The sequence below is a fragment of the Pontibacillus marinus BH030004 = DSM 16465 genome, from assembly GCF_000425225.1.
Taxonomy (GTDB): domain Bacteria; phylum Bacillota; class Bacilli; order Bacillales; family BH030062; genus Pontibacillus; species Pontibacillus marinus.
On record NZ_AULJ01000018.1, the window covers coordinates 1 to 19,632 of the forward strand.

Genomic DNA, 19,632 nt, shown 5'->3' on the forward strand with positions numbered 1-19,632 from the left:
CCCCATAATCTACATCAGAAAACCTTACGATAGCTGCGGTTCCGTTATTCACCATTCGGCTAAGGTGGGCTGGGAAATGGGTTGACTCCAGCGGAAAAACGGGCTAGCGAGACCCCGCAAGGAGCGAATAGCGGATGAGGAGGCTCGATAGTTCGTCCGCAGGAAAGCAACCCATTTCCCAGCCCGCCCGCTCTCTATTTGGCAACGGAACCTCTCTACGCTTTATTCCAGATTACTGCCATTTAACGGAATAAATTAATTAGTTTTCTTTATAAATCAGATAGTTATAGAAGAAAAATTTTAATAATATTTTAAAATTTTGATGTCATTAAATAGACAGCCAAGCTTGCTCTGTAATATGATATGGTTGGGAATTTACAGCAAAGGGGTTATCGTCGTGGAATGCGGGACTTTACACATAAAAGTTTTAACAGAAAGTGATATAAACACCCTGGAACAAATGGACACTGGAATCAAAGATGATTATGTATTACGTATTTTCCCCGACTTAATCAAACGGGAAAACAATGTCGTATATGGTCTTTTCGAAGATGATCACATGATTTCAATTGCAGGATATACATTATTTGCGAACCAATACGCTATGCTAGGAAGGTTACGTAGCGATCGTCGCTATACATCCCAGGGGCATGCGACGAATCTTTTACGATTTATCATTCGTGATTTGGAAGCGCTACCGAACATAAAATGGATTGGGGCTCATACAGAAGTGAACAACGAAGCCGCCAAAAAAGTAATGAGTAAACTTGGCATTCCTGAATTTGTTTGCACCCATCCTCTCGTTTTAAAAAAGCCAGATCAAGTTGTCGGAACAGAAGGACCTGTTTGGAATAGCGTTAGAGATACAGCAAGAAAACGTGAACTCATAGAAAACGTCACGGATATTCCTTTAGGGGTTTTTCCTTATGAAGGCTACTATCCTGTTCCTTTTGATAAAGATTTATTTACGGATGATTACTTAGAAAGATCTTCTTTTTACGTGAATGAGACGGAGGATCGTTTTATCATTGTGCAACAGGATCAAAAGGGGCGTCTTTATGCCAATGTAAAATACCTATGGGATGACCATCATGAACAACCTGGTTTTTGGGAGACGGTTCAGTATGAGCTGCAGCACCATCCCGATATATATGGTGCATGGATAGATTTTTCACCCAAAGGATATCAAAACATCCCTTCTCTTCACCCTTATGAATGGAGTCAGGCTTGGGTTCTTTATGGGAAATGGGTTTAAGTGTTTGAAATGAGCTTTTCATTTAATGGAAAGCTTATTTTTTTGAGTTCATCTGAATCTTGAACTTAGAAACAGACATAGAGAAAGCCATGACAGATATGCTGTCATGGCTCTTAATCATTATTTCTTCTTTTTCTTACCTTTTTGGACGTTTTGGTAAAACGGCTTGCCACCGTCTTTTTTCTTGCCTTGTCCTTTGCCTTGGTGTTTGCTTCGCCCTTTACCTTTTTTGTTGCCACCACCTGAGTTCTCTTTCTTAGCATGGATGACTTTTGGTTGATCAGGGCGGGCACTAGGTTTGTTTTTCTTCGGAGGTTCCATACCTACGATTTCAAAATCGACAACTCGTTCGTCTAGGTTAACTTTCTCTACTCGTACAGTTAACTCGTCACCGATTCGGAAGACATTCCCAGTACGTTCACCGATCATGGCATATTGCTTCTCATCAAAATGATAGTAGTCATCTGTTAGATAGCTAACGTGTACAAGACCTTCCACTGTGTTTGGCAGTTCTACGAAAAGTCCGAAGTTTGTAACAGAGCTTACGACACCTTCAAACTCTTGACCAATTTTGTCCTGCATATATTCTGCTTTTTTCAGATCATCCGTTTCGCGTTCAGCGTCAACGGCACGACGTTCACGCTCAGAGGAATGCTTCGCGATTTCAGGAATTTGATCTTTCCAATGTTGACGTGTTTTTTGGTCAAGCTTCCCTTCGATAATATAACGACGAATTAAGCGGTGTACCGTTAAGTCTGGATAACGACGGATCGGTGAAGTGAAGTGCGTATAGAACTCTGTTGAAAGGCCAAAGTGACCCAAGTTTTTGTCGTCATATCGAGCCTGTTGCATGGAACGAAGCATTAGTTTAGAAATGACCATGTCTTCTTCTGTTCCTTTAACCGCTTCTAACACTTCTTGTAATGCTTTCGGATGCACGTCATCAGCTGAACCTTTGACGTTATAACCGAAGTTTGTAATGAATTCAAAGAAATGCTGAAGTTTTGATGAATCTGGTTCTTCGTGCACGCGGTGAATGAATGGGACATCCATCCAATGGAAGTGTTCATCAACAGTTTCATTGGCAGCCAGCATGAATTCCTCGATTAAGCGCTCTGCAACGGTTCGTTCACGAAGCACTACATCTTCTGCTTTACCTTCGTCATCTACTAGAACTTGAGCTTCTTTAAAGTCAAAGTCAATTGCTCCGCGTTTCAAACGTTTCTTACGCAGAATGGACGCCAAGTTTTCCATTTCTTTAAACATTGGTACAAGCGGTTCATAACGTTGTTTAAGTTCCTCGTCATCATCCACTAAGATCTTCTTCACATCAGAATACGTCATACGTTCATCCGTTTTAATCACACTTTGGAAGATCTCATGGTTTACCACTTCACCATCAGGATTAATCTCCATTTCACAAGATAACGTTAAGCGATCAACTTGTGGATTCAATGAGCAAATACCGTTTGATAAACGGTGTGGGATCATTGGAATTACACGGTCTACAAGATAAACACTTGTTCCGCGTTCGCGTGCTTCCTTATCAATTGGTGAATCTTCTTCCACATAGTACGATACGTCAGCTATGTGTACACCTAAATGATAGTTGCCATTGTCCAATTTGCGCACAGCTACTGCGTCATCCAAGTCCTTCGCGTCAGCACCATCAATGGTCACGATTTGTTCGTCACGAAGGTCACGACGGTTTTTAATTTCATTAGGGTCAATTTCATCAGGTGTTTGTGTAGCCTGTTCGATTACTTCATTAGGGAAATCCACCTGAATACCATGCTTGTGAATAATCGCTAAAATATCAATGCCTGGGTCGTTTTTGTGACCTAGAATCTGCGTTACTTCACCTTCAGCGCTCATGCGGCCTTCCGGATACTTTGTAATACGTACAATCACTTTATGACCGTCTACCGCGCCATTTGTAGCGCCTTTTGGAATGAAAATATCATTTGGAATACGTTTATCATCCGCAATCACGAATCCAAAATATCCATTATCATCGTAAGTACCTACGATTTCATTTGTATTTCGTTCAATAATTCGGATAACGGTTCCTTCTGGTCGTTTTCCTTCATCTACACGAGAATCAATACGAACCAAGACTTTGTCTCCGTTCATAGCTGATTGGAGATCAGAGTGATGAATATAAACATCGTCCTGATCTTCATTATCTGGAATGAGGAAAGCGAATCCTTTCGCATGCATCTGAATCTTACCTCGGATCAAATTCATTCTTTCTGGAAGTCCGTAACGATTTTTACGTGTACGTACAAGCTCTCCTTCTTCCTCTAACTGGTTCAAGGTTTTCATTAGTGTAGTAAAATCTTGTTCTTCGTCTAGTCCGATTACTTCTTCTATTTCGTGGACAGATAATGGTCTAGCATTATCTTCATTAAAATGATCTAAAATCTGTTTTTTTAACTGATCACTCATGTATTCCACCGTCCTTTTCTACTATTCGTTACCTTTATTATTCCACTGACCAGTCCAAGGATTCTAAGAAGTTGAAAATATCTTCATGTAATTGTTCACGTTCTTTATCTAAGGTGATCACATGACCTGATTCTTTGTACCATTTGATGTTTTTTTGATCGGCTTCAACATTCTCATAAATATAATTTGCGCTTTCTGTATTAATCATTTCATCCTTTTCTGCTTGTACAACAAATGTTGGAGCATAGATCATATCAATGTTGTCATGTACATCCTTAATCAACTTACCAAGTTCCTCAAAAGTCTCAGAAGGTGTTTCTAATAATGTGTCTAGTTCTTCTTGGATTTTATCTTCAGATTTTTTCTCAAGCTGCTTGTATTCTTTTGCAAATTGCTTGAACCCTTTCTTTAGCTCTTCTTCATTATCAAAAAACATCGGAGAACACATGGGTGTTACACCTTTAATGGGTTCACTATAAGCAAGCTTTAATCCGAGAACACCTCCTAGAGAAAGACCCGCTACAGCAATTTCTTCGTAGCCCTTATCTTTTAAATGTTGCAATGCATTCCGAACATCTTTCCACCAGTCCGCTGGTGTGTATTTTAAAATCTCTTCTGCAGGTTGACCATGCCCACTCAAAATAGGCGCATGCGAAGTATAGCCTTTCTTTTCTAAATAACGGCCTAACATACGAACATCTGCTGAATGGCCAGTAAATCCATGTAATAATAATACCGCACGATTTCCTGCTTCAAACGTAAATGGTTGAGGTTGTTTTATATTCATCTTTCTACATCTCCTTCTATCTTCGCTGCAAATTCTTTATATATGGTTTAGTTTCGCCTGAACCATGAATTCATGTAATCATATTTAATTACCTATAGAGGAATATGGTTCCATCCCCTAAGAACGTTTCCATATTACCATGAAAAAGTGGGTAAGCATAAGGAGAAGGTAATTAAATAGAGGAGTTTTGAGGGGGTATCAGTACCTATTCGGGCGATCGTGACCTTGTTTCAGGCGGCCACAAAGCATGTTCAGGCGTTTATTATCGAGTTTCAGTCTATCTCATCAGGTTTCCGGGCTATCCCAGGAGATTTTCAGGCGATCCTCCCATATTTCCTGGCGAATGATAAAAGACATTAAAAAAAGCAACGAGTATAAACCCGTTGCTTAACCTACAACATAACCAAGTAAGAATGTTAAAACAAAGAATAATACAGCAGTCACGATGGTTGCTTTATGCATAACCGCATCGATTCCGCGTGCTTTTTGTTTACCAAATAACTGCTCTGCTCCACCTGAAATCGCTCCAGATAGACCTGCACTTTTACCAGATTGAAGAAGTACTAATGTAATCATTGCTATTGCATCTATCACAAGTAATGTAACGACAACTCCGTACATGTGATCCACCTCCTATAAGACGTGCAAATACCTACAGATAAATTTAGCATAAAACTAGCATTTGGGCAACAACATCTTCCATTCGAATTTTTTTAATATTATTTTATTTTGCATATTAGTTGAACCTTTGCCGTTAATTTGATATCTTTTGATTGGTTTTGATTGAAAATGATTATTTATGAAAAGGCTTCCTTATAGAAAATAATGGATCGGAGGGATTCCTATATTAACACCTCAACGCCATCAAATCATTATAAACATACTTAATGAACAAGAAACAGCTAAAATCCAAGAACTAGTGGATGCTACGGGCGCCTCTGAAGCGACCATAAGACGAGATCTCAGTCAGTTGGAGAACGATAATAAGCTAAAGCGTGTTCATGGCGGTGCATCTGTTCTTCACCAAAAAAGTGAAGAATTAAGTATCCCAGAGAAATCAACGAAACATTTAGATCAAAAGCAACTCATCGCCCGTTTTGCGGCTAGTTTAATACGTGAAGATGATTGTATTTTTCTTGATGCTGGAACAACAACGTACCAAATGATTCCTTATTTAAAGGATCGAAATATTACGGTTGTAACAAACGGATTATCTCTTCTTGAAGCATTGATGGAATATAAGGTTCAGACGTATTTAACTGGGGGTTTTGTAAAATATAAAACAAAAGCCCTTGTTGGTCAGGGAGCGTATCAAACGTTATCCCAGTATCGTTTTGATAAATGCTTCCTTGGCGTTAATGGTGTCCATCCAAACCATGGTTATACCACTCCAGATCCAGAAGAAGCATTCATCAAACAGTCTGCTTTGTCACAATCACAGGAAGCTTATGTGCTTGGTGATGCTTCTAAATTGAATGAGGTTACGTTTGCTAAAATTGCAGACCTATCACAAGCCCAGTTCATCACGAATGAAACCCAACAAGAAAGGGTATCCCCTTACCAAGAGAAAACCACAGTAAAGGTTGTGACATCATGATTTATACCGTTACATTAAGTCCTTCCGTTGATTACATTATGCATGTTGATCAATTTCACGAAGGTGAGTTAAACCGAGCTTCAAAAACGTTTTATTATGCGGGAGGAAAAGGGATCAACGTGTCTCGCGTTCTTAAACGATTGGATATTAAAAACACAGCACTCGGCTATATTGGTGGTTTTACTGGCAGATTTATAGAAGAATATCTTGAATCTGAACAAGTACAACACCAATTTATTGAGACAGAATATCCGACTCGAGTAAACGTAAAGCTCAAATCAGATGAAGAATCTGAAATCAATGGACCTGGTCCTGATATTTCAGAAGATCAACAAAACCAACTTTTAAAACAAGTGGATCAACTACAACCTGATGACTATCTTGTAGTCGCTGGAAGTATTCCGAAAACCATTCCTGCTACCTTCTATAAGGAAATGGCGAAGCTTTGTGAGCAAAATAATGCTCATTTCATTGCTGATACATCAGGTCAAGCTTTAGAAGAACTCGTGGGACTACGCACATTCTTACTTAAACCAAATCATCATGAACTTGGAGAGCTTTATAACACAAGCATAGAAACCCAGGAAGATGCCATCACATATGCGCGCAAACTTGTTGATCAAGGTGCCGAGCATGTCATTGTTTCCATGGGTGGTCAGGGAGCAATTTTTGTTAGCAAGGATCATACCTATTCCTGTAACGTTCCTAAAGGGACAGTCAAAAACTCAGTTGGAGCTGGGGATTCTGTTGTCTCAGGATTTCTTGCTTCTTACAGCCAGAACAAAGATCTCAGTCAAGCATTTAAACAAGGAGTTGCTGCAGGAAGCGCCACAGCTTTTAGTAACGACCTAGGCACCAAAGAAGATATAGAGAAGCTTCTATCTGAGATTGAAGTTCAAGAACATGCATAAAAGGAGGTACGAATCGTGAAAATTACTGATTTATTAAAAAAAGACACCATGATTTTAGAGCTTGATTCAGATTCAAAACCTGAAATTATCGATGAATTAGTTGCAAAGCTCGATGAAGCAGGTCGTTTGAATGATAAAGAAGAATTCAAACAAGCTATTCAAGCGCGTGAAGACCAAAGTACAACAGGGATTGGCGAGGGTGTGGCAATCCCACATGCTAAAACAGCAGCTGTAAAAGAACCAGCGATTGCGTTTGCACGCTCCCAAAATGGCGCTGATTATGAATCACTTGACGGTCAGCCTACACATCTATTCTTTATGATTGCAGCTTCAGAAGGGGCTAACCAAGAGCACTTAGAAACGCTTTCTAGCTTATCTTCCTTATTAATGGATGCAAGCTTCCGTGAAAAGCTGTTAGAAGCAGAGTCCAAAGATAAAATCATAGAACTCATTAATGATAAAGAGTCTGAAGGTGATGAGGAAGAAGAAGCTGAAGAAGAATCGACTTCAGAAGATCATGAAGAAGCTTATGTCGTAGCTGTTACAGCTTGTCCTACAGGAATTGCACACACATACATGGCTGCAGATAAGCTAAAAGAAACAGCTAAAGAAATGGGCATTAAGATTAAAGTTGAAACAAACGGTTCAAGCGGTGTAAAAAATGCCCTTACTAGTGAGGACATTGAAAGAGCTACCGGCGTTATTGTTGCAGCTGATATTGAAGTTGAGACAGATCGTTTTAAAGGAAAACCTACTTTAACTGTCCCCGTCGCAAAAGGGATTCACGAACCGAAGAATCTAATTGAGAAAGCTGCTAATGGAGATGCACCGATTTATGAAGGTGGCGGAAATGCAGCTGGTGGTGAAGAAGGTGAAGATGGATCCTTTGTAGGTGGAGGCGAGAAAAAAGGCTTCTATAAACACTTAATGAATGGTGTATCCAACATGCTTCCATTCGTTGTAGGTGGCGGGATTTTAATTGCCTTATCTTTCTTATGGGGAATTAATGCAGCAAACCCAGATCATCCATCTTATAACCAATTTGCTGGATGGTTATCTACCATTGGTGGAGGGAAAGCATTCTTCCTCCTCGTACCTGTACTAGCAGGATTTATTGCACAAAGTATCGCAGGTCGTCCAGGTTTAGCACCAGGTATGGTTGGTGGTCTTATTGCTATTCAGGAAACAGGTGGTATTGAAGGCGCCGGAAATGGATCAGGTTTCTTAGGTGGACTTATTGCAGGTTTCTTAGCAGGTTATGTGGTTCTTTTAATACAAAAAGGACTTACCGTATTGCCTGACTCTCTAGACGGATTAAAACCTGTATTGTTCTACCCTGTATTTGGTTTACTAATTACCGGTATCATTATGATCTTAATCAACCCTCCCCTCGTTTCCATTTATGTTGGGCTACAGGATTGGTTAAACGGATTAGGAGATTTAACAATCGTTCTTGGCCTTATCTTAGGTGGAATGATGTCAGTTGATATGGGTGGACCGATTAACAAAGCAGCCTACACCTTTGGTATTGCTATGATTGATGCAGGAAACTACGCACCAATAGCGGCTATTATGGCCGGAGGAATGGTTCCACCAATTGGACTGGCTCTTGCTACGACATTTTTCAAAAATAAATTTACACAGCAGGAACGTGAAACAGGTAAAACAGCTTACGTTATGGGGGCTTCCTTTATTACGGAAGGCGCGATTCCATTCGCAGCAGCCGATCCAGCTCGCGTTATAACTTCTTCCGTAATTGGATCTGCCATAGCAGGTGCTCTTGTTATGTTATTCGGCATTACATTACAGGCACCACATGGAGGAATTTTCGTCATTCTATTGGTAAACAGCAATATTTTTGGTGGCTTATTAGCACCTTTACTTTACCTTGTAGCTATTATTGCCGGCTCAATCGTAACAGCTATTTTAGTTGGATTATTAAAAAAAGATGCTAAAAACACTTAAATCATGTATCATGTTAAAGTGAATTTTTAATTGTTCAGGAGGTTTTTTATCATGGTCGAACAAACAATGACAATTACATCAGAAGACGGTGTCCATGCGCGTCCTGCAACCGTATTAGTTCAGACGGCTGGTCAGTATAAAGCGGATGTAAACCTTGAGTATAACGGGAAATCCGTGAATCTTAAATCCATTATGGGCATTATGTCTCTTGGGATTCCATCTGGAGCTGAAGTGAAGATCAAAGCTGAAGGATCGGATGAAGAAGATGCATTAAATGCTGTAGCGGAATCCATGAAAAAAGAAAATCTGGGGGAATAATTCATGAGTCACATTAAAGGAATCGGAGCATCTAGCGGTATAGCTATTGCGAAAGCATACCGTATGGAAGCACCTGATCTTTCATACGATAAAAAAGATATTGATAGTCCAGATCAAGAAGTTCAACGTTTCCAAGACGCTATTGAAACGTCTAAAGGTGAACTTGAAAAGATTAAAGATCACGCGTTAAAAACACTTGGAGAGGAAAAGGCGGAAATCTTCTCTGCTCATCTACTTGTTTTAAGTGATCCAGAGCTACTTCAGCCAATCCAAGATAAAATCAAATCAGAAAATGTAAATGCTGAGGCTGCACTTGATGAAACAGCAAATATGTTCATCGACTTGTTCAAAAACATGGATAACGAATACATGCGCGAGCGCGCTGCAGACATTCAGGACGTAACGAAGCGTGTTATGGCTCACCTTCTTAACGTAACGTTCCCTGATCCCGCTTTAATTGATGAAAAAGTTGTTATTGTCGCTGAAGACTTAACACCTTCTGATACAGCTCAATTAAACAAAGAGTTCGTACAAGGCTTCACAACAGATATTGGCGGCCGTACATCTCACTCTGCAATCATGGCTCGTTCTCTTGAAATTCCAGCAGTAGTTGGAACGAAAGAAGTAACAGAAACGATTAACCAAAATGACATGGTAATCGTAGATGGTATTGACGGTGACGTAATCGTAAACCCATCAGATGAACAAATTGAAGAGTACAAGCAAAAACAAGCAGACTTCGAAAAGCAAAAGCAAGAGTGGGCGAAGCTAAAAGATGAGTCTACAAAAACTGCTGATGGTCAACACGTTGAGCTTGTTGCAAACATCGGTACACCAGACGATGTAGACGGCGTACATGGGAATGGCGGCGAAGGTGTTGGCCTTTACCGTACAGAGTTTCTATACATGGGTAAAAGTCAGCTCCCAACTGAAGAAGAGCAATATGAAGCATACAAAGCTGTTCTTGAATCAATGGGATCAGACAAGCCTGTAGTTGTGCGTACACTAGATATTGGTGGCGACAAAGAGCTTGAATATCTTGACCTTCCTGAGGAAATGAACCCATTCCTTGGCTACCGTGCGATTCGCTTATGCCTAGAGCGTGACGATATTTTCCGTACACAGCTTCGCGCTTTATTACGTGCTAGCGTATACGGAAACTTGAAGATCATGTTCCCAATGATCGCTACTCTTGGCGAGTTCCGTCAGGCAAAGGCACTTCTTGAAGAAGAGAAAGCAAACTTGAAGTCTGAAGGTACTGAGGTTTCTGATAGTATCGAAGTTGGTATGATGGTTGAGATCCCAGCAACAGCTGTTATCGCGAAGCAGTTTGCAAAAGAAGTTGACTTCTTCTCTATCGGAACGAACGACTTAATTCAATATACAATGGCTGCTGACCGTATGAACGAACGCGTCTCTTACCTATACCAGCCATACAACCCAGCGATTTTAAACCTAATCAATAACGTCATCGAAGCAGCACACGCAGAAGGCAAATGGGCTGGCATGTGCGGTGAAATGGCAGGAGACGAAATCGCAATCCCTATCCTTCTTGGCTTAGGCTTAGATGAATTCAGTATGAGCGCAACATCCATCTTGCCAGCTCGTACTCAAATCCTTAGCCTTTCTAAAGAAGAAATGGCATCTTACAAAGACGAGATCCTTTCAAAAGATACATCTGAAGAAGTTGTTGAATTTGTTAAGGAGAAAACAGGTCAGAAATAAATTCTTTCTTATGAGAACACCTCTACAAGCTAGTATGCTTGTAGGGGTGTTTTTTCTCTGGTTGGCGTCGCTTTCGCTCGGGTAGGCACTACTTTCGCTCGGGTCGGCGCTGCTTTCGCTCGGGTCGGCGCTACTTTCGCTCGGGTCGACGCTGCTTTCGCTCGGGTTGAGGCTGCTTTCGCTCGGGTCGACGCTGATTTCGCTCGGGTTGACGCTACTTTCGCTCGGGTTGAGGCTGCTTTTGCTCGGGTCGACGCTGCTTTCGCTCGGGTCGACGCTGCTTTCGCTCGGGTTGAGGCTGCTTTCGCTCGGGTCGACGCTGATTTCGCTCGGGTTGACGCTACTTTCGCTCGGGTTGAGGCTGCTTTTGCTCGGGTCGACGCTGCTTTCGCTCGGGTCGACGCTGCTTTCGCTCGGGTCGACGTTGCTTTCGCTCGGGTCGACGTTGCTTTCGCTCGGGTCGGCACTGCTTTCGCTCGGGTCGGCACTGCTTTCGCTCGGGTCAGCGCTACTTTCGCTCGAGTCCATAGCACAGTTTGCTGATTACTCTTTCTCTATGTATAAACCACATAAAAACGCTGGCCTTAGCCAGCGTTCCCTTACATTTTTCTCAGTAATATATGATCGACGAAGTGATCCGAATCTTTCTCTAAGATTAAATCAGCTCTTCTTCGAGTCGTTCGGATATTTTCTCTTAAGTTTTTTAGGTTGATCCGATTCCAGATATCTTCAGCAATGTTGATTGCTTCTTCATCCGATAAATCCGCATACTTATGGAAATAAGATTTTTCATCCTGGAATGCTGTGTCACGAAGCTTCATAAAACGGTTGATGTACCATTTCTTCAAGTAATCCTCATGGGCATCCACGTAAATACTAAAATCGAAAAAGTCGGATACATAGGTTTCAGGCTCCGCTTTTTTCGGTTTTGGTGTTTGGAGTACATTAATGCCTTCCACTATGACGATATCTGGTTGATCTAGTACTTGCACTTCATCTTCCAAGATATCATAGGTAAGGTGCGAGTAAACAGGTGCTGTCACATGACGATTTCCTGATTTCAGTTCACCTAACACATTAAGTAGCTTCTTGGTATTATAGCTCTCGGGGAATCCTTTTCGATTCATAATCCCCCGCTCTTCAAGCACTCTATTTGGATACAGAAAACCATCCGTTGTTAAAATATCGACATTAGGATGATGATGCCATTCCTTTAACAGAGCTTGAATAATACGCGAGCTAGTACTTTTCCCCACTGCCACACTTCCAGCAATACCAATAATAAAAGGTACTTTCTTCGTCTGTTTTCCTAGGAAGGTATCTGTTACGGTGTGCAGCTGTTGAGATGCACGTGTATATAAGTTGAGAAGTCGACTAAGAGGAAGATAGACATTGGAGACCTCTTCCATTGTAAGCGCTTCATTTATACCTTTTAGATTTTCTAATTGTTCAGCAGAAATGGTCATCGGTACATTTGCCTTTAACTTGGACCATTCCTCTTTATCAAATGATATATAGGGTGAACTCATCTTCGAACACTTACCTTTTCTAAATTTAAACGTACTTCTAATACCATATCACAACATTCTAGTAGTTTGGCAAGTATTTAAGAAAACATTCATAAGAAAAGCGGAAGCCCCTGTTTAGCAATGAAGGGGCTGCTAAAGCAAAAAATTCGCCTATGACCAAATCATAGGCGAATCACTTCTAATACATGCTCTCAGCTATATTAATTAGTTCTTCCTTATCCATGGAGTTAACAGTTGTGTAAATCTCAAAAAGGCTCAGACCATCTTTCCATAAAATTTCTTGATAGGATTCAGTTTTACGGTAAATCGCATCCATATCATGAATTTCTAGCTTACTTCCTTCATATTCTTTCAAATCAGACACGAAAATTTTGGAAGGTCCTTCATGCCATTGTCTTACCGTAAATACCTCTTGGTTGGCATTTTCAAAGTTCAAGTGTGTTCCATCAGGTGTTCCCTTTGATAGTCCATCAATAATGATAACCTCTCCTTTATGATCAGAAGCAACCTCCTTGAACTTTGCCATAACTTCTTCATGGTTTATATTGAATCGTTTGGACATTGTACCATATGAAAAATCATAACCTTCTGGAGTATAACTCGGTGTTCTGACAAGGAAATCAACGTGTGATTTTAATTGCATGAGACTTCCATAGTGTTTTGGTTTCGTAACAGTTCGAATCCGTTCTTCTTCCTCATCATTTGGTTTATTAATATAGATATGTTTTACCTCACCGAGTTCCATTCGATTTCGGACTTCCCTCATTAGATCAAGATAACTAGGCTCCTTGTTCTCACCCTTAAATTCTTCTATTCTAAAAATTTCTTCTCCGTTTTCATTCACAAGAGTCAAAATATGCTGTGAAGCAAAACCTGCCATGAATACTAAAAGGAGTGATAGAACTGCGATACCTATTCCTCTACGGATATAAAAACGGTTTTGTATTTTCTCTCTTAACGTCTTCTTTTTAGGAAGGTTATCTAACGTATTTTCAATTTCCTCAGCTACTTCTGGGGGCATTTCTTCTTGCTTTTGAGAGAGAATACTCTTAAGTTCTTGATCCATCTGATCCGGATGCATCTTGTCTCCCCCTTTCATGATGTTTTAATGCTTTGGATAGTTCATTTCGAGCTTGAGATAATCTGGATTTAACTGTTCCTTGGGGAATATCGAGTATTTCTGCAATTTCGTGTGTCTTAAAGTCTTGTATGTAATAGAGCGTCACAGTCACTTTTAACTTCTCATCTAACTCTTCAATAATTTCTTTTAGTTCAACTTCATTCCAATGTTCATGCGTATGTTGGTGTGTATAAAACTGCTCAACTGGAATTACTTTCTTCCTCAACTTTAACATCGAACGGCATTCATTAATAAGAATGCGAGTCATCCACGTTTTAAAATAGCTTGGTTCCCTTAATGTCGGAAGTTTTTTATAAACTTTAATAATAGTTTCTTGAATCGCATCAGCGCAGTCAGAATCTTTTTTCAAAATGCTTTTTGCAGTTCGATAGAGGTCTTGTTCATAGATTTTTATGAGTTCTGTAAAAGCTTGCTGATTTCCTCTCCTGGCTTTTTTCACAAGCTTTTTCATTTTGTTCACCTCACTTTAAGTTACTTATTAGATTGTGCAAGTCTCTTTCTGGTTCAAAAAAATATGTAACGATTAATCTAAGGTGTTCTATATAATGAAACTCCAGCCCAAATATAGGCTGGAGTCTACTGTTTTATGATGCTGTTGATTTAGGGTCTTCCTCAAAATTCTCTACTACTGGACGATCTCCATATTTTAATTCACGAATAGAGAAACCGAAATCCATTTGAAGATGTGGATAGTCTTTGAAGGAGGACCAATCTCCTCCCCATTCAAAACCAAGATCTTTCGCGATAGCGACAACTTCCATCCAGTCTGATTCTCCATTGCCATTTCCATCATGTTTCATATCCCAAATCACATTTCCATTGTCTAGCTTTAAAGCAAAATCAATAGCAAGTCCATAATTATGATAAGACCCTCCACCTTTTACATGGGTTACGATATCCCCAGATTTGGAGCGCCCTTTTTCGTACAAGGCATTTTGCTCTTCTTTGGAGCGATGACCATCCGTAATAACGATGTTAATGCCTTTTTCTTTCGTTAGATCTATTAAACGTTCTTTAGCCTTCTGAACAGCTGGGTGTAGAGACTTTGGTAAAGGAACTTCCTCTTTCTTAGTCGGAGGTGGTGCTGAGGTGGTGTTGGCAATTGTGGTAATATCCGTGTATTTATTTTTCTTTTTTTCTAGTTCAGGCATAAGAACCACAACAACAAATCCTACACTTACAAAAAATAGTAATATCGCAAATAGATTCGATAGGATTCTCAATCAAACCCGTTCCTCTCAAAATAATATTTTCATATAACAATTATATCATATGATAGAGGAACTAGAAATATTTGAGAATTAAGAACAAACAAAAACGTAATTCTACTTATTCTTGCTTATCAACAATTGTCAGTTATCCTTCATGCACAGACTCAACTTGGGCATACTAGGTGATAGCGAAAGGAGTTTATGTATGAGCAGAAAAGCTGTATTTTTGGATCGAGATGGTGTTATTAATGAAGTTTTAACGGAGCGGGTCAAGTTTGTGAACCGTCCAGAGCACCTTCATTTTTTACCTGGTGTGCCTGAAGCTATAAAGAAGCTTAATGAATCCGGGCTTTTTGAACTGATTGCTGTGGTCACGAACCAGGGTGGAGTTGGATTGGGATACTTAAAGGAAGACATGTTAGAGAACATACATGAGCATATGGTTTCAGAGCTAAAAAAAGAGGATGCCATTATTCATGAGGTTGCATGCTGTACCCATAAACCAAAAGAAGGCTGTGCTTGCCGCAAACCCGGAAGTCTTATGATTGAAGAGTTGGCTGAGAAGCACGACATTGATCTTGCCTCGTCCTATATGGTTGGAGACCGTGAACCTGATATTCAGGCAGGTCAGAATGCTGGCACAAAGCTTGTGTTTATCGGTGATGATTTAGATGGAGTAGATGCGGTCTATCCCAATTTAGCTGAAGCAGTTGATTGGATTATCGAAGATGCGAAAGAGCAATAAAAACCCCTCCACGATGAAGGGGTTTTTGACTTACTTATAAAGTGTTCGTTTTAAGCTTTCATATACTTCTGTCCAAAGAGCGTTATTTTCTCGATAGGCCTTTGTTAAAAATAAGATCATTTCTCGCTGCTTTTCTTCAAAATCTGGACTGTCTTGAGAAGGAAGATTCTCACGGGATTCATCCACTAATTCCTGCAGTTGTGGTGCTCTTGGGCCCCAGACCGCTTTTTGTTCTCCATCTGAATTGAAGAAAATAAAGATTGGAATAGATTTAGATCCATTTGTTAAATATTGGTCCATTAATTCCGGATGTTCGTCACGTGGTAACATACGGGCATTGATGTTCCCAGCTTCACAAATTCGAAGTAAGATCGGAATATTGAGCATCGCATCTCCGCACCAGTCCTCCGTTATGACGAGTACACTTAGATTTTGATCTTTAAGATATTTGAAAAAGTCCTGATCATCAGGCAAATCAAACGTTTTATATACATACACGAGGTTGTCCTGGTGCTTATTCATGGCACTTACATATTCTTGAGGAGCCATCCCCTTTTCGAACCATTCTTTTAAATTCACGCTGACACCTCCGTTAGTCTAGTAGATCATTAACGTGATAAACACTTCCGTTTTCGAAGTCTTGTTGTAAGAGCTTAAGCATGGCTTGAGCTACCACATCCGTATCACGAAGCTTTCCTTGCTCTTTAAATTCCTTAAATGTATCCACTTCTGCAAAAGCTTCCTCAGATGCAGAGCGAATATCTGCTTGCATATCTGTGTCCATAATCCCCGGACTAAAAGCCACAATTTTATGAGAAGAACGATTCTTTTCTAATTCTAATGCAGTCGTCGATGTGAAATAATTGACACCTGCTTTCGAACTCCCATATGTACTCCAGCCATATACAGCACGATTGGCAGCACCTGAAGTAATATTCACAGTTGTTACTTCCATCTCACTACAGTTTTTCGTAAATAAGTTTGTGATGAGCATAGGGGCAATCAGATTTACATGCATATGCTGAACCACTTCATTTGCGGGCAGATCTCCAACCTTTTGAATCGGTTCCACCACACCTGCATTATTTACGACATATACATTATTGGCTTTTTGTTCTTTTATAAAATCTATGATTTGTGAAAACACATTTTCAACTTCATTTTCTGATGATAGGTCACATGTGTAATGCTCGTAAGTGACTTGGTGCTTATTTGCTACAGATTGGAGATCTTTATTTTCAGAACGAGAAAGTCCAATGACACTCGTCCCCTGCTCCATCATTTGTTTAGCTATAGATTCTCCTAATCCGCGAGAAACACCTGTAATGACTGCAAAATCCATTCTATCCCTCCGTCTTTTTTCACATGTTCCTAGTATAGCGAAATGATGCGTTTAATCCTATTGATAATGTTCTATTTACCCATAAAAAAGAACCTACATAGAGCGTACCCTCTTCGTAGGTTCTTCATGCCTAATCTTCACTTTTAATTAAGTTGCGTATAACATTACTTTTCTCTGTTAGTACTCCATACTCTACTTCCTGTTTCAATTCCTGAGCTGCTATTATTGCGTTTTCTGCCTGACTAATAGCTGAAATCACAGCAACGCCATTTGCACCTGAGGACACCACATCATAGGCATTCCTTTTAGATATTCCGCCGATCCCTACTACCGGAAAATCAGGAAATACTTCACGAATTTCTCGGATAACAATGGGTCCTCGAACTTGTTCTGTATCCTTTTTCGTGGATGTATGGAACATCGGACCTACACCTATGTAGTCGGCTCCTTCTTTTATAGCTTTTTCCGCTTCATGTACATTGTGAGCAGAGACACCTAACAACCTCTCAGAACCAATCAAAGATCGAATCTCCTGAACCATTCCATCCTCTTGGCCAATGTGTACACCGTCAGCTTCAAGCTCCATAGCCAAATTCACATCATCATTCACAATAAAAGGAATTCCGTAACTATGGCATGCCTCCTTAAAATGGAGTCCCAGTTCTCCCCTCTCAGAACCAACTTTCGCTCCGCTTCCCTTCTCTCGATACTGAAAGCACGTTACGCCTCCTTGTATCGCTTTTTGTAAGACTTCAATTGGATCCTGATAACAATTTTGACTCCCCATGACCAAATAAAGCTGTAAATGTTCAGCCATGCTCATGTTAACGCGCCTCTTTTCTCATAAGCCCAATGATTCGTTGGACCATGACCTGCTCCAATATGAAGATCATCTTCAATAGCCGCTTGAATAAATGCCTTTGCTAGTTTAATTGATTCAGGAACTGATTTTCCTTGGGCTAGCTGAGCTGTAATAGCTGCTGAAAACGTACATCCAGTTCCATGTGTATTTTTCGTTTCATATCGATTTGAATCAAAAGTAGTAAACGCATGTCCATCATACAGAATGTCCGTTACTATGGAGGATGAATCATGCCCACCTTTGATGACGACAAAATCAGCTCCAAGTCCATGGATGGCTTTAGCTGCTTCTTTCTTTTTATCCTCTGAATCAATCTTCATATCTGCCAAGACTTCTGCTTCAGGAAGGTTTGGTGTCACGACTGTTGATAGAGGGAGTAACCTCTCTTTTAAAGCTCGAACCGCCTGATCTTGAAGAAGTTTCGCCCCTCCTTTCGCAATCATAACAGGATCAACTACAAGGTTCTTCCACCCATAAAAATCAATACAGATTGCTGTTGCTTCAATAATATCTTCACTAAATAACATCCCAGTTTTGACCGCATTTGGAGTAAGGTCATCACCGATGGAGTTCAATTGTTCAATGACGCCATCAACGGAAACATCATACACCCCTTGTACGCCTAACGTATTCTGAGCTGTCACAGCAGTGATGGCGGACATTCCATATACATCAAGCTCTTGAAAGGTTTTTAAGTCAGCTTGGACGCCAGCTCCTCCACCCGAATCAGACCCAGCAATGGTTAACGCTTTTGCAACTTGCATCTTTATGCCTCCTATCCTACACATTGGTTATATAAAGATTTGGCTTTTCCAACATCTTTCGTTCCATGCACTAACACGCGCCCATCTTGGAAAAAGACAAGACGATAAGGTCCTTGCTGATACATCAACACATAAGGGGTCTTTTTCACTTCTCCTGATGTTCTTAAAAGAATTCGATTCAAAACCTCTAAGTCCCGCTTCATAGTTTCCATTGGCCTAATTTGGACGGTATCACGACCACATAAAACAGTTGTTTTCGTTTGGGAATCTTCTTTTAAATAGGGATATTGCTGAATCTCTCCACAAGAAGGACACGCACCCTTTTTTAAAGAGGATACATCCACAGAAGAGAATTCATTTTTCCATAAATCAAAAGAGACTATCTTACTTCGTAAAGCCTCATAGTCCCCTACCAATACCTTCATGGCCTCCGTAACTTGATGTGCTACCACCATTTGTACAGCTGGACTTATAATCCCAGCTGTATCACAAGTTGCCCCTTCTGAAGGGAGCACACCAAGTAAGCAGTGCAGGCATGGTGTCTTTTCCGGAACAACTGTGAAGCTTAAGCCATAGCTTCCTACACAGGCTCCGTAAATCCACGTTTTCTTGTAAAACTGAGCTATGTCATTGACCTTCATTCGTGTTTCAAAGTTGTCTGTGGCATCTATAATTAAGTCCACTTCAGGTATGATTTCATGAAGTTCTTCTACTCCCATATCTCCTACAACTTCATGGATTGTGGCACCAGAATGGATTGCATTCAACCTCTTTTTAGCCGCTATAGCTTTGGGAACCGCATTACGTGCATCCTCTTCTGCATAAAGCTGTTGCCTTTGAAGGTTACTCCAATCCACGTAATCTCGATCCGCGATAGTTATTTGCCCAACGCCTGCACGAACAAGTTGTTCAGCATTAGCCGTACCCAGAGCTCCAGCACCGAGTATAAATACGTGTTTTTGGGACAGTTTGACTTGCCCCTTTTCTCCAATTGGAGCAAAAAGTTTTTGTCTTGAAAAACAGTCCTCCATG

At 40.4% G+C, this 19,632-nt stretch carries 20 protein-coding genes; 7 read left to right on the forward strand and 13 right to left on the reverse strand.

What is annotated here, in order from left to right; translation table 11 throughout:
* The first annotated feature begins 397 nt into the window (after window positions 1-397).
* Window positions 398-1,255: a GNAT family N-acetyltransferase gene (locus tag H514_RS0103975; protein ID WP_027445786.1), complete on the forward strand. Its 858-nt coding sequence runs from the start codon at window positions 398-400 to the stop codon at window positions 1,253-1,255.
* A 120-nt stretch (window positions 1,256-1,375) separates the two neighbouring features.
* On the opposite strand, the gene rnr is transcribed toward H514_RS0103975, so the two are convergent.
* The 3 genes from rnr to secG form a co-directional block, all read right to left on the reverse strand.
* Complete coding sequence (gene rnr / locus H514_RS0103980; RefSeq protein WP_027445787.1) at window positions 1,376-3,703, reverse strand: ribonuclease R; 2,328 nt, start codon at window positions 3,701-3,703, stop codon at window positions 1,376-1,378.
* Window positions 3,704-3,740: 37 nt separating this feature from the next.
* Entirely contained in the window at window positions 3,741-4,490 is a 750-nt protein-coding gene (locus tag H514_RS0103985) for an alpha/beta hydrolase (RefSeq protein ID WP_027445788.1), read from the reverse strand.
* Between the two features lie 387 nt (window positions 4,491-4,877).
* Window positions 4,878-5,111: a preprotein translocase subunit SecG gene (secG, locus tag H514_RS0103990; RefSeq protein ID WP_027445789.1), complete on the reverse strand. Its 234-nt coding sequence runs from the start codon at window positions 5,109-5,111 to the stop codon at window positions 4,878-4,880.
* A 223-nt stretch (window positions 5,112-5,334) separates the two neighbouring features.
* On the opposite strand from secG, the gene H514_RS0103995 reads away from it, so the two are divergent.
* The 5 genes from H514_RS0103995 to ptsP are packed head-to-tail and all read left to right on the forward strand — an operon-like array spanning window position 5,335 to window position 11,006.
* On the forward strand, window positions 5,335-6,087 hold the full coding sequence (locus H514_RS0103995; RefSeq protein WP_027445790.1) for a DeoR/GlpR family DNA-binding transcription regulator: 753 nt from the start codon (window positions 5,335-5,337) through the stop codon (window positions 6,085-6,087).
* On the forward strand, window positions 6,084-6,998 hold the full coding sequence (gene pfkB / locus H514_RS0104000; RefSeq protein WP_027445791.1) for a 1-phosphofructokinase: 915 nt from the start codon (window positions 6,084-6,086) through the stop codon (window positions 6,996-6,998). Before H514_RS0103995 ends, pfkB begins: the two co-directional genes overlap by 4 nt.
* A 15-nt stretch (window positions 6,999-7,013) precedes the next feature.
* A complete protein-coding gene (locus tag H514_RS0104005; protein ID WP_027445792.1) occupies window positions 7,014-8,963 on the forward strand; it encodes a PTS fructose transporter subunit IIABC in 1,950 nt (649 codons plus the stop codon).
* 51 nt (window positions 8,964-9,014) lie between these two features.
* Window positions 9,015-9,281 (forward strand): phosphocarrier protein HPr, encoded by a 267-nt coding sequence (locus H514_RS0104010; protein WP_027445793.1) that lies wholly within the window; start codon window positions 9,015-9,017, stop codon window positions 9,279-9,281.
* Window positions 9,282-9,284: 3 nt separating this feature from the next.
* Window positions 9,285-11,006: a phosphoenolpyruvate--protein phosphotransferase gene (ptsP, locus tag H514_RS0104015; protein WP_027445794.1), complete on the forward strand. Its 1,722-nt coding sequence runs from the start codon at window positions 9,285-9,287 to the stop codon at window positions 11,004-11,006.
* A 29-nt stretch (window positions 11,007-11,035) separates the two neighbouring features.
* Here the strand turns inward: ptsP and H514_RS22465 are convergent, their stop codons facing one another.
* The 5 genes from H514_RS22465 to H514_RS0104040 all read right to left on the reverse strand — a co-directional run bounded on the left by H514_RS22465 (window position 11,036) and on the right by H514_RS0104040 (window position 14,899).
* Window positions 11,036-11,539, reverse strand: coding sequence for a ribosomal eL19 family protein (locus tag H514_RS22465; RefSeq protein ID WP_051255023.1), 504 nt, complete (start codon window positions 11,537-11,539; stop codon window positions 11,036-11,038).
* A 66-nt stretch (window positions 11,540-11,605) separates the two neighbouring features.
* Window positions 11,606-12,535, reverse strand: a complete 930-nt coding sequence (gene coaA, locus H514_RS0104025; protein WP_027445795.1) for a type I pantothenate kinase — start codon at window positions 12,533-12,535, stop codon at window positions 11,606-11,608.
* Between the two features lie 178 nt (window positions 12,536-12,713).
* Window positions 12,714-13,616 (reverse strand): DUF4367 domain-containing protein, encoded by a 903-nt coding sequence (locus H514_RS0104030; protein ID WP_027445796.1) that lies wholly within the window; start codon window positions 13,614-13,616, stop codon window positions 12,714-12,716.
* A complete protein-coding gene (locus H514_RS0104035; protein ID WP_036842352.1) occupies window positions 13,585-14,127 on the reverse strand; it encodes a sigma-70 family RNA polymerase sigma factor in 543 nt (180 codons plus the stop codon). The genes H514_RS0104030 and H514_RS0104035 overlap by 32 nt, the downstream gene beginning before the upstream one ends.
* A 133-nt stretch (window positions 14,128-14,260) precedes the next feature.
* A complete protein-coding gene (locus tag H514_RS0104040; RefSeq protein ID WP_027445798.1) occupies window positions 14,261-14,899 on the reverse strand; it encodes a M15 family metallopeptidase in 639 nt (212 codons plus the stop codon).
* A 193-nt stretch (window positions 14,900-15,092) separates the two neighbouring features.
* On the opposite strand from H514_RS0104040, the gene H514_RS0104045 reads away from it, so the two are divergent.
* Window positions 15,093-15,632, forward strand: a complete 540-nt coding sequence (locus H514_RS0104045; RefSeq protein ID WP_027445799.1) for a D-glycero-alpha-D-manno-heptose-1,7-bisphosphate 7-phosphatase — start codon at window positions 15,093-15,095, stop codon at window positions 15,630-15,632.
* A 30-nt stretch (window positions 15,633-15,662) separates the two neighbouring features.
* On the opposite strand, the gene H514_RS0104050 is transcribed toward H514_RS0104045, so the two are convergent.
* The 5 genes from H514_RS0104050 to H514_RS0104070 form a co-directional block, all read right to left on the reverse strand.
* Window positions 15,663-16,211, reverse strand: coding sequence for a thioredoxin family protein (locus tag H514_RS0104050; RefSeq protein WP_027445800.1), 549 nt, complete (start codon window positions 16,209-16,211; stop codon window positions 15,663-15,665).
* A gap of 13 nt (window positions 16,212-16,224) precedes the next feature.
* A complete protein-coding gene (locus H514_RS0104055; RefSeq protein ID WP_027445801.1) occupies window positions 16,225-16,974 on the reverse strand; it encodes a (S)-benzoin forming benzil reductase in 750 nt (249 codons plus the stop codon).
* 130 nt (window positions 16,975-17,104) lie between these two features.
* A complete protein-coding gene (thiE, locus tag H514_RS22470) occupies window positions 17,105-17,797 on the reverse strand; it encodes a thiamine phosphate synthase (protein ID WP_051255024.1) in 693 nt (230 codons plus the stop codon).
* Window positions 17,794-18,600, reverse strand: a complete 807-nt coding sequence (thiD, locus tag H514_RS0104065) for a bifunctional hydroxymethylpyrimidine kinase/phosphomethylpyrimidine kinase (RefSeq protein ID WP_036842354.1) — start codon at window positions 18,598-18,600, stop codon at window positions 17,794-17,796. Before thiD ends, thiE begins: the two co-directional genes overlap by 4 nt.
* 11 nt (window positions 18,601-18,611) lie before the next feature.
* Window positions 18,612-19,631, reverse strand: a complete 1,020-nt coding sequence (locus H514_RS0104070; protein ID WP_027445803.1) for a ThiF family adenylyltransferase — start codon at window positions 19,629-19,631, stop codon at window positions 18,612-18,614.
* Window position 19,632: the final 1 nt, after the last annotated feature.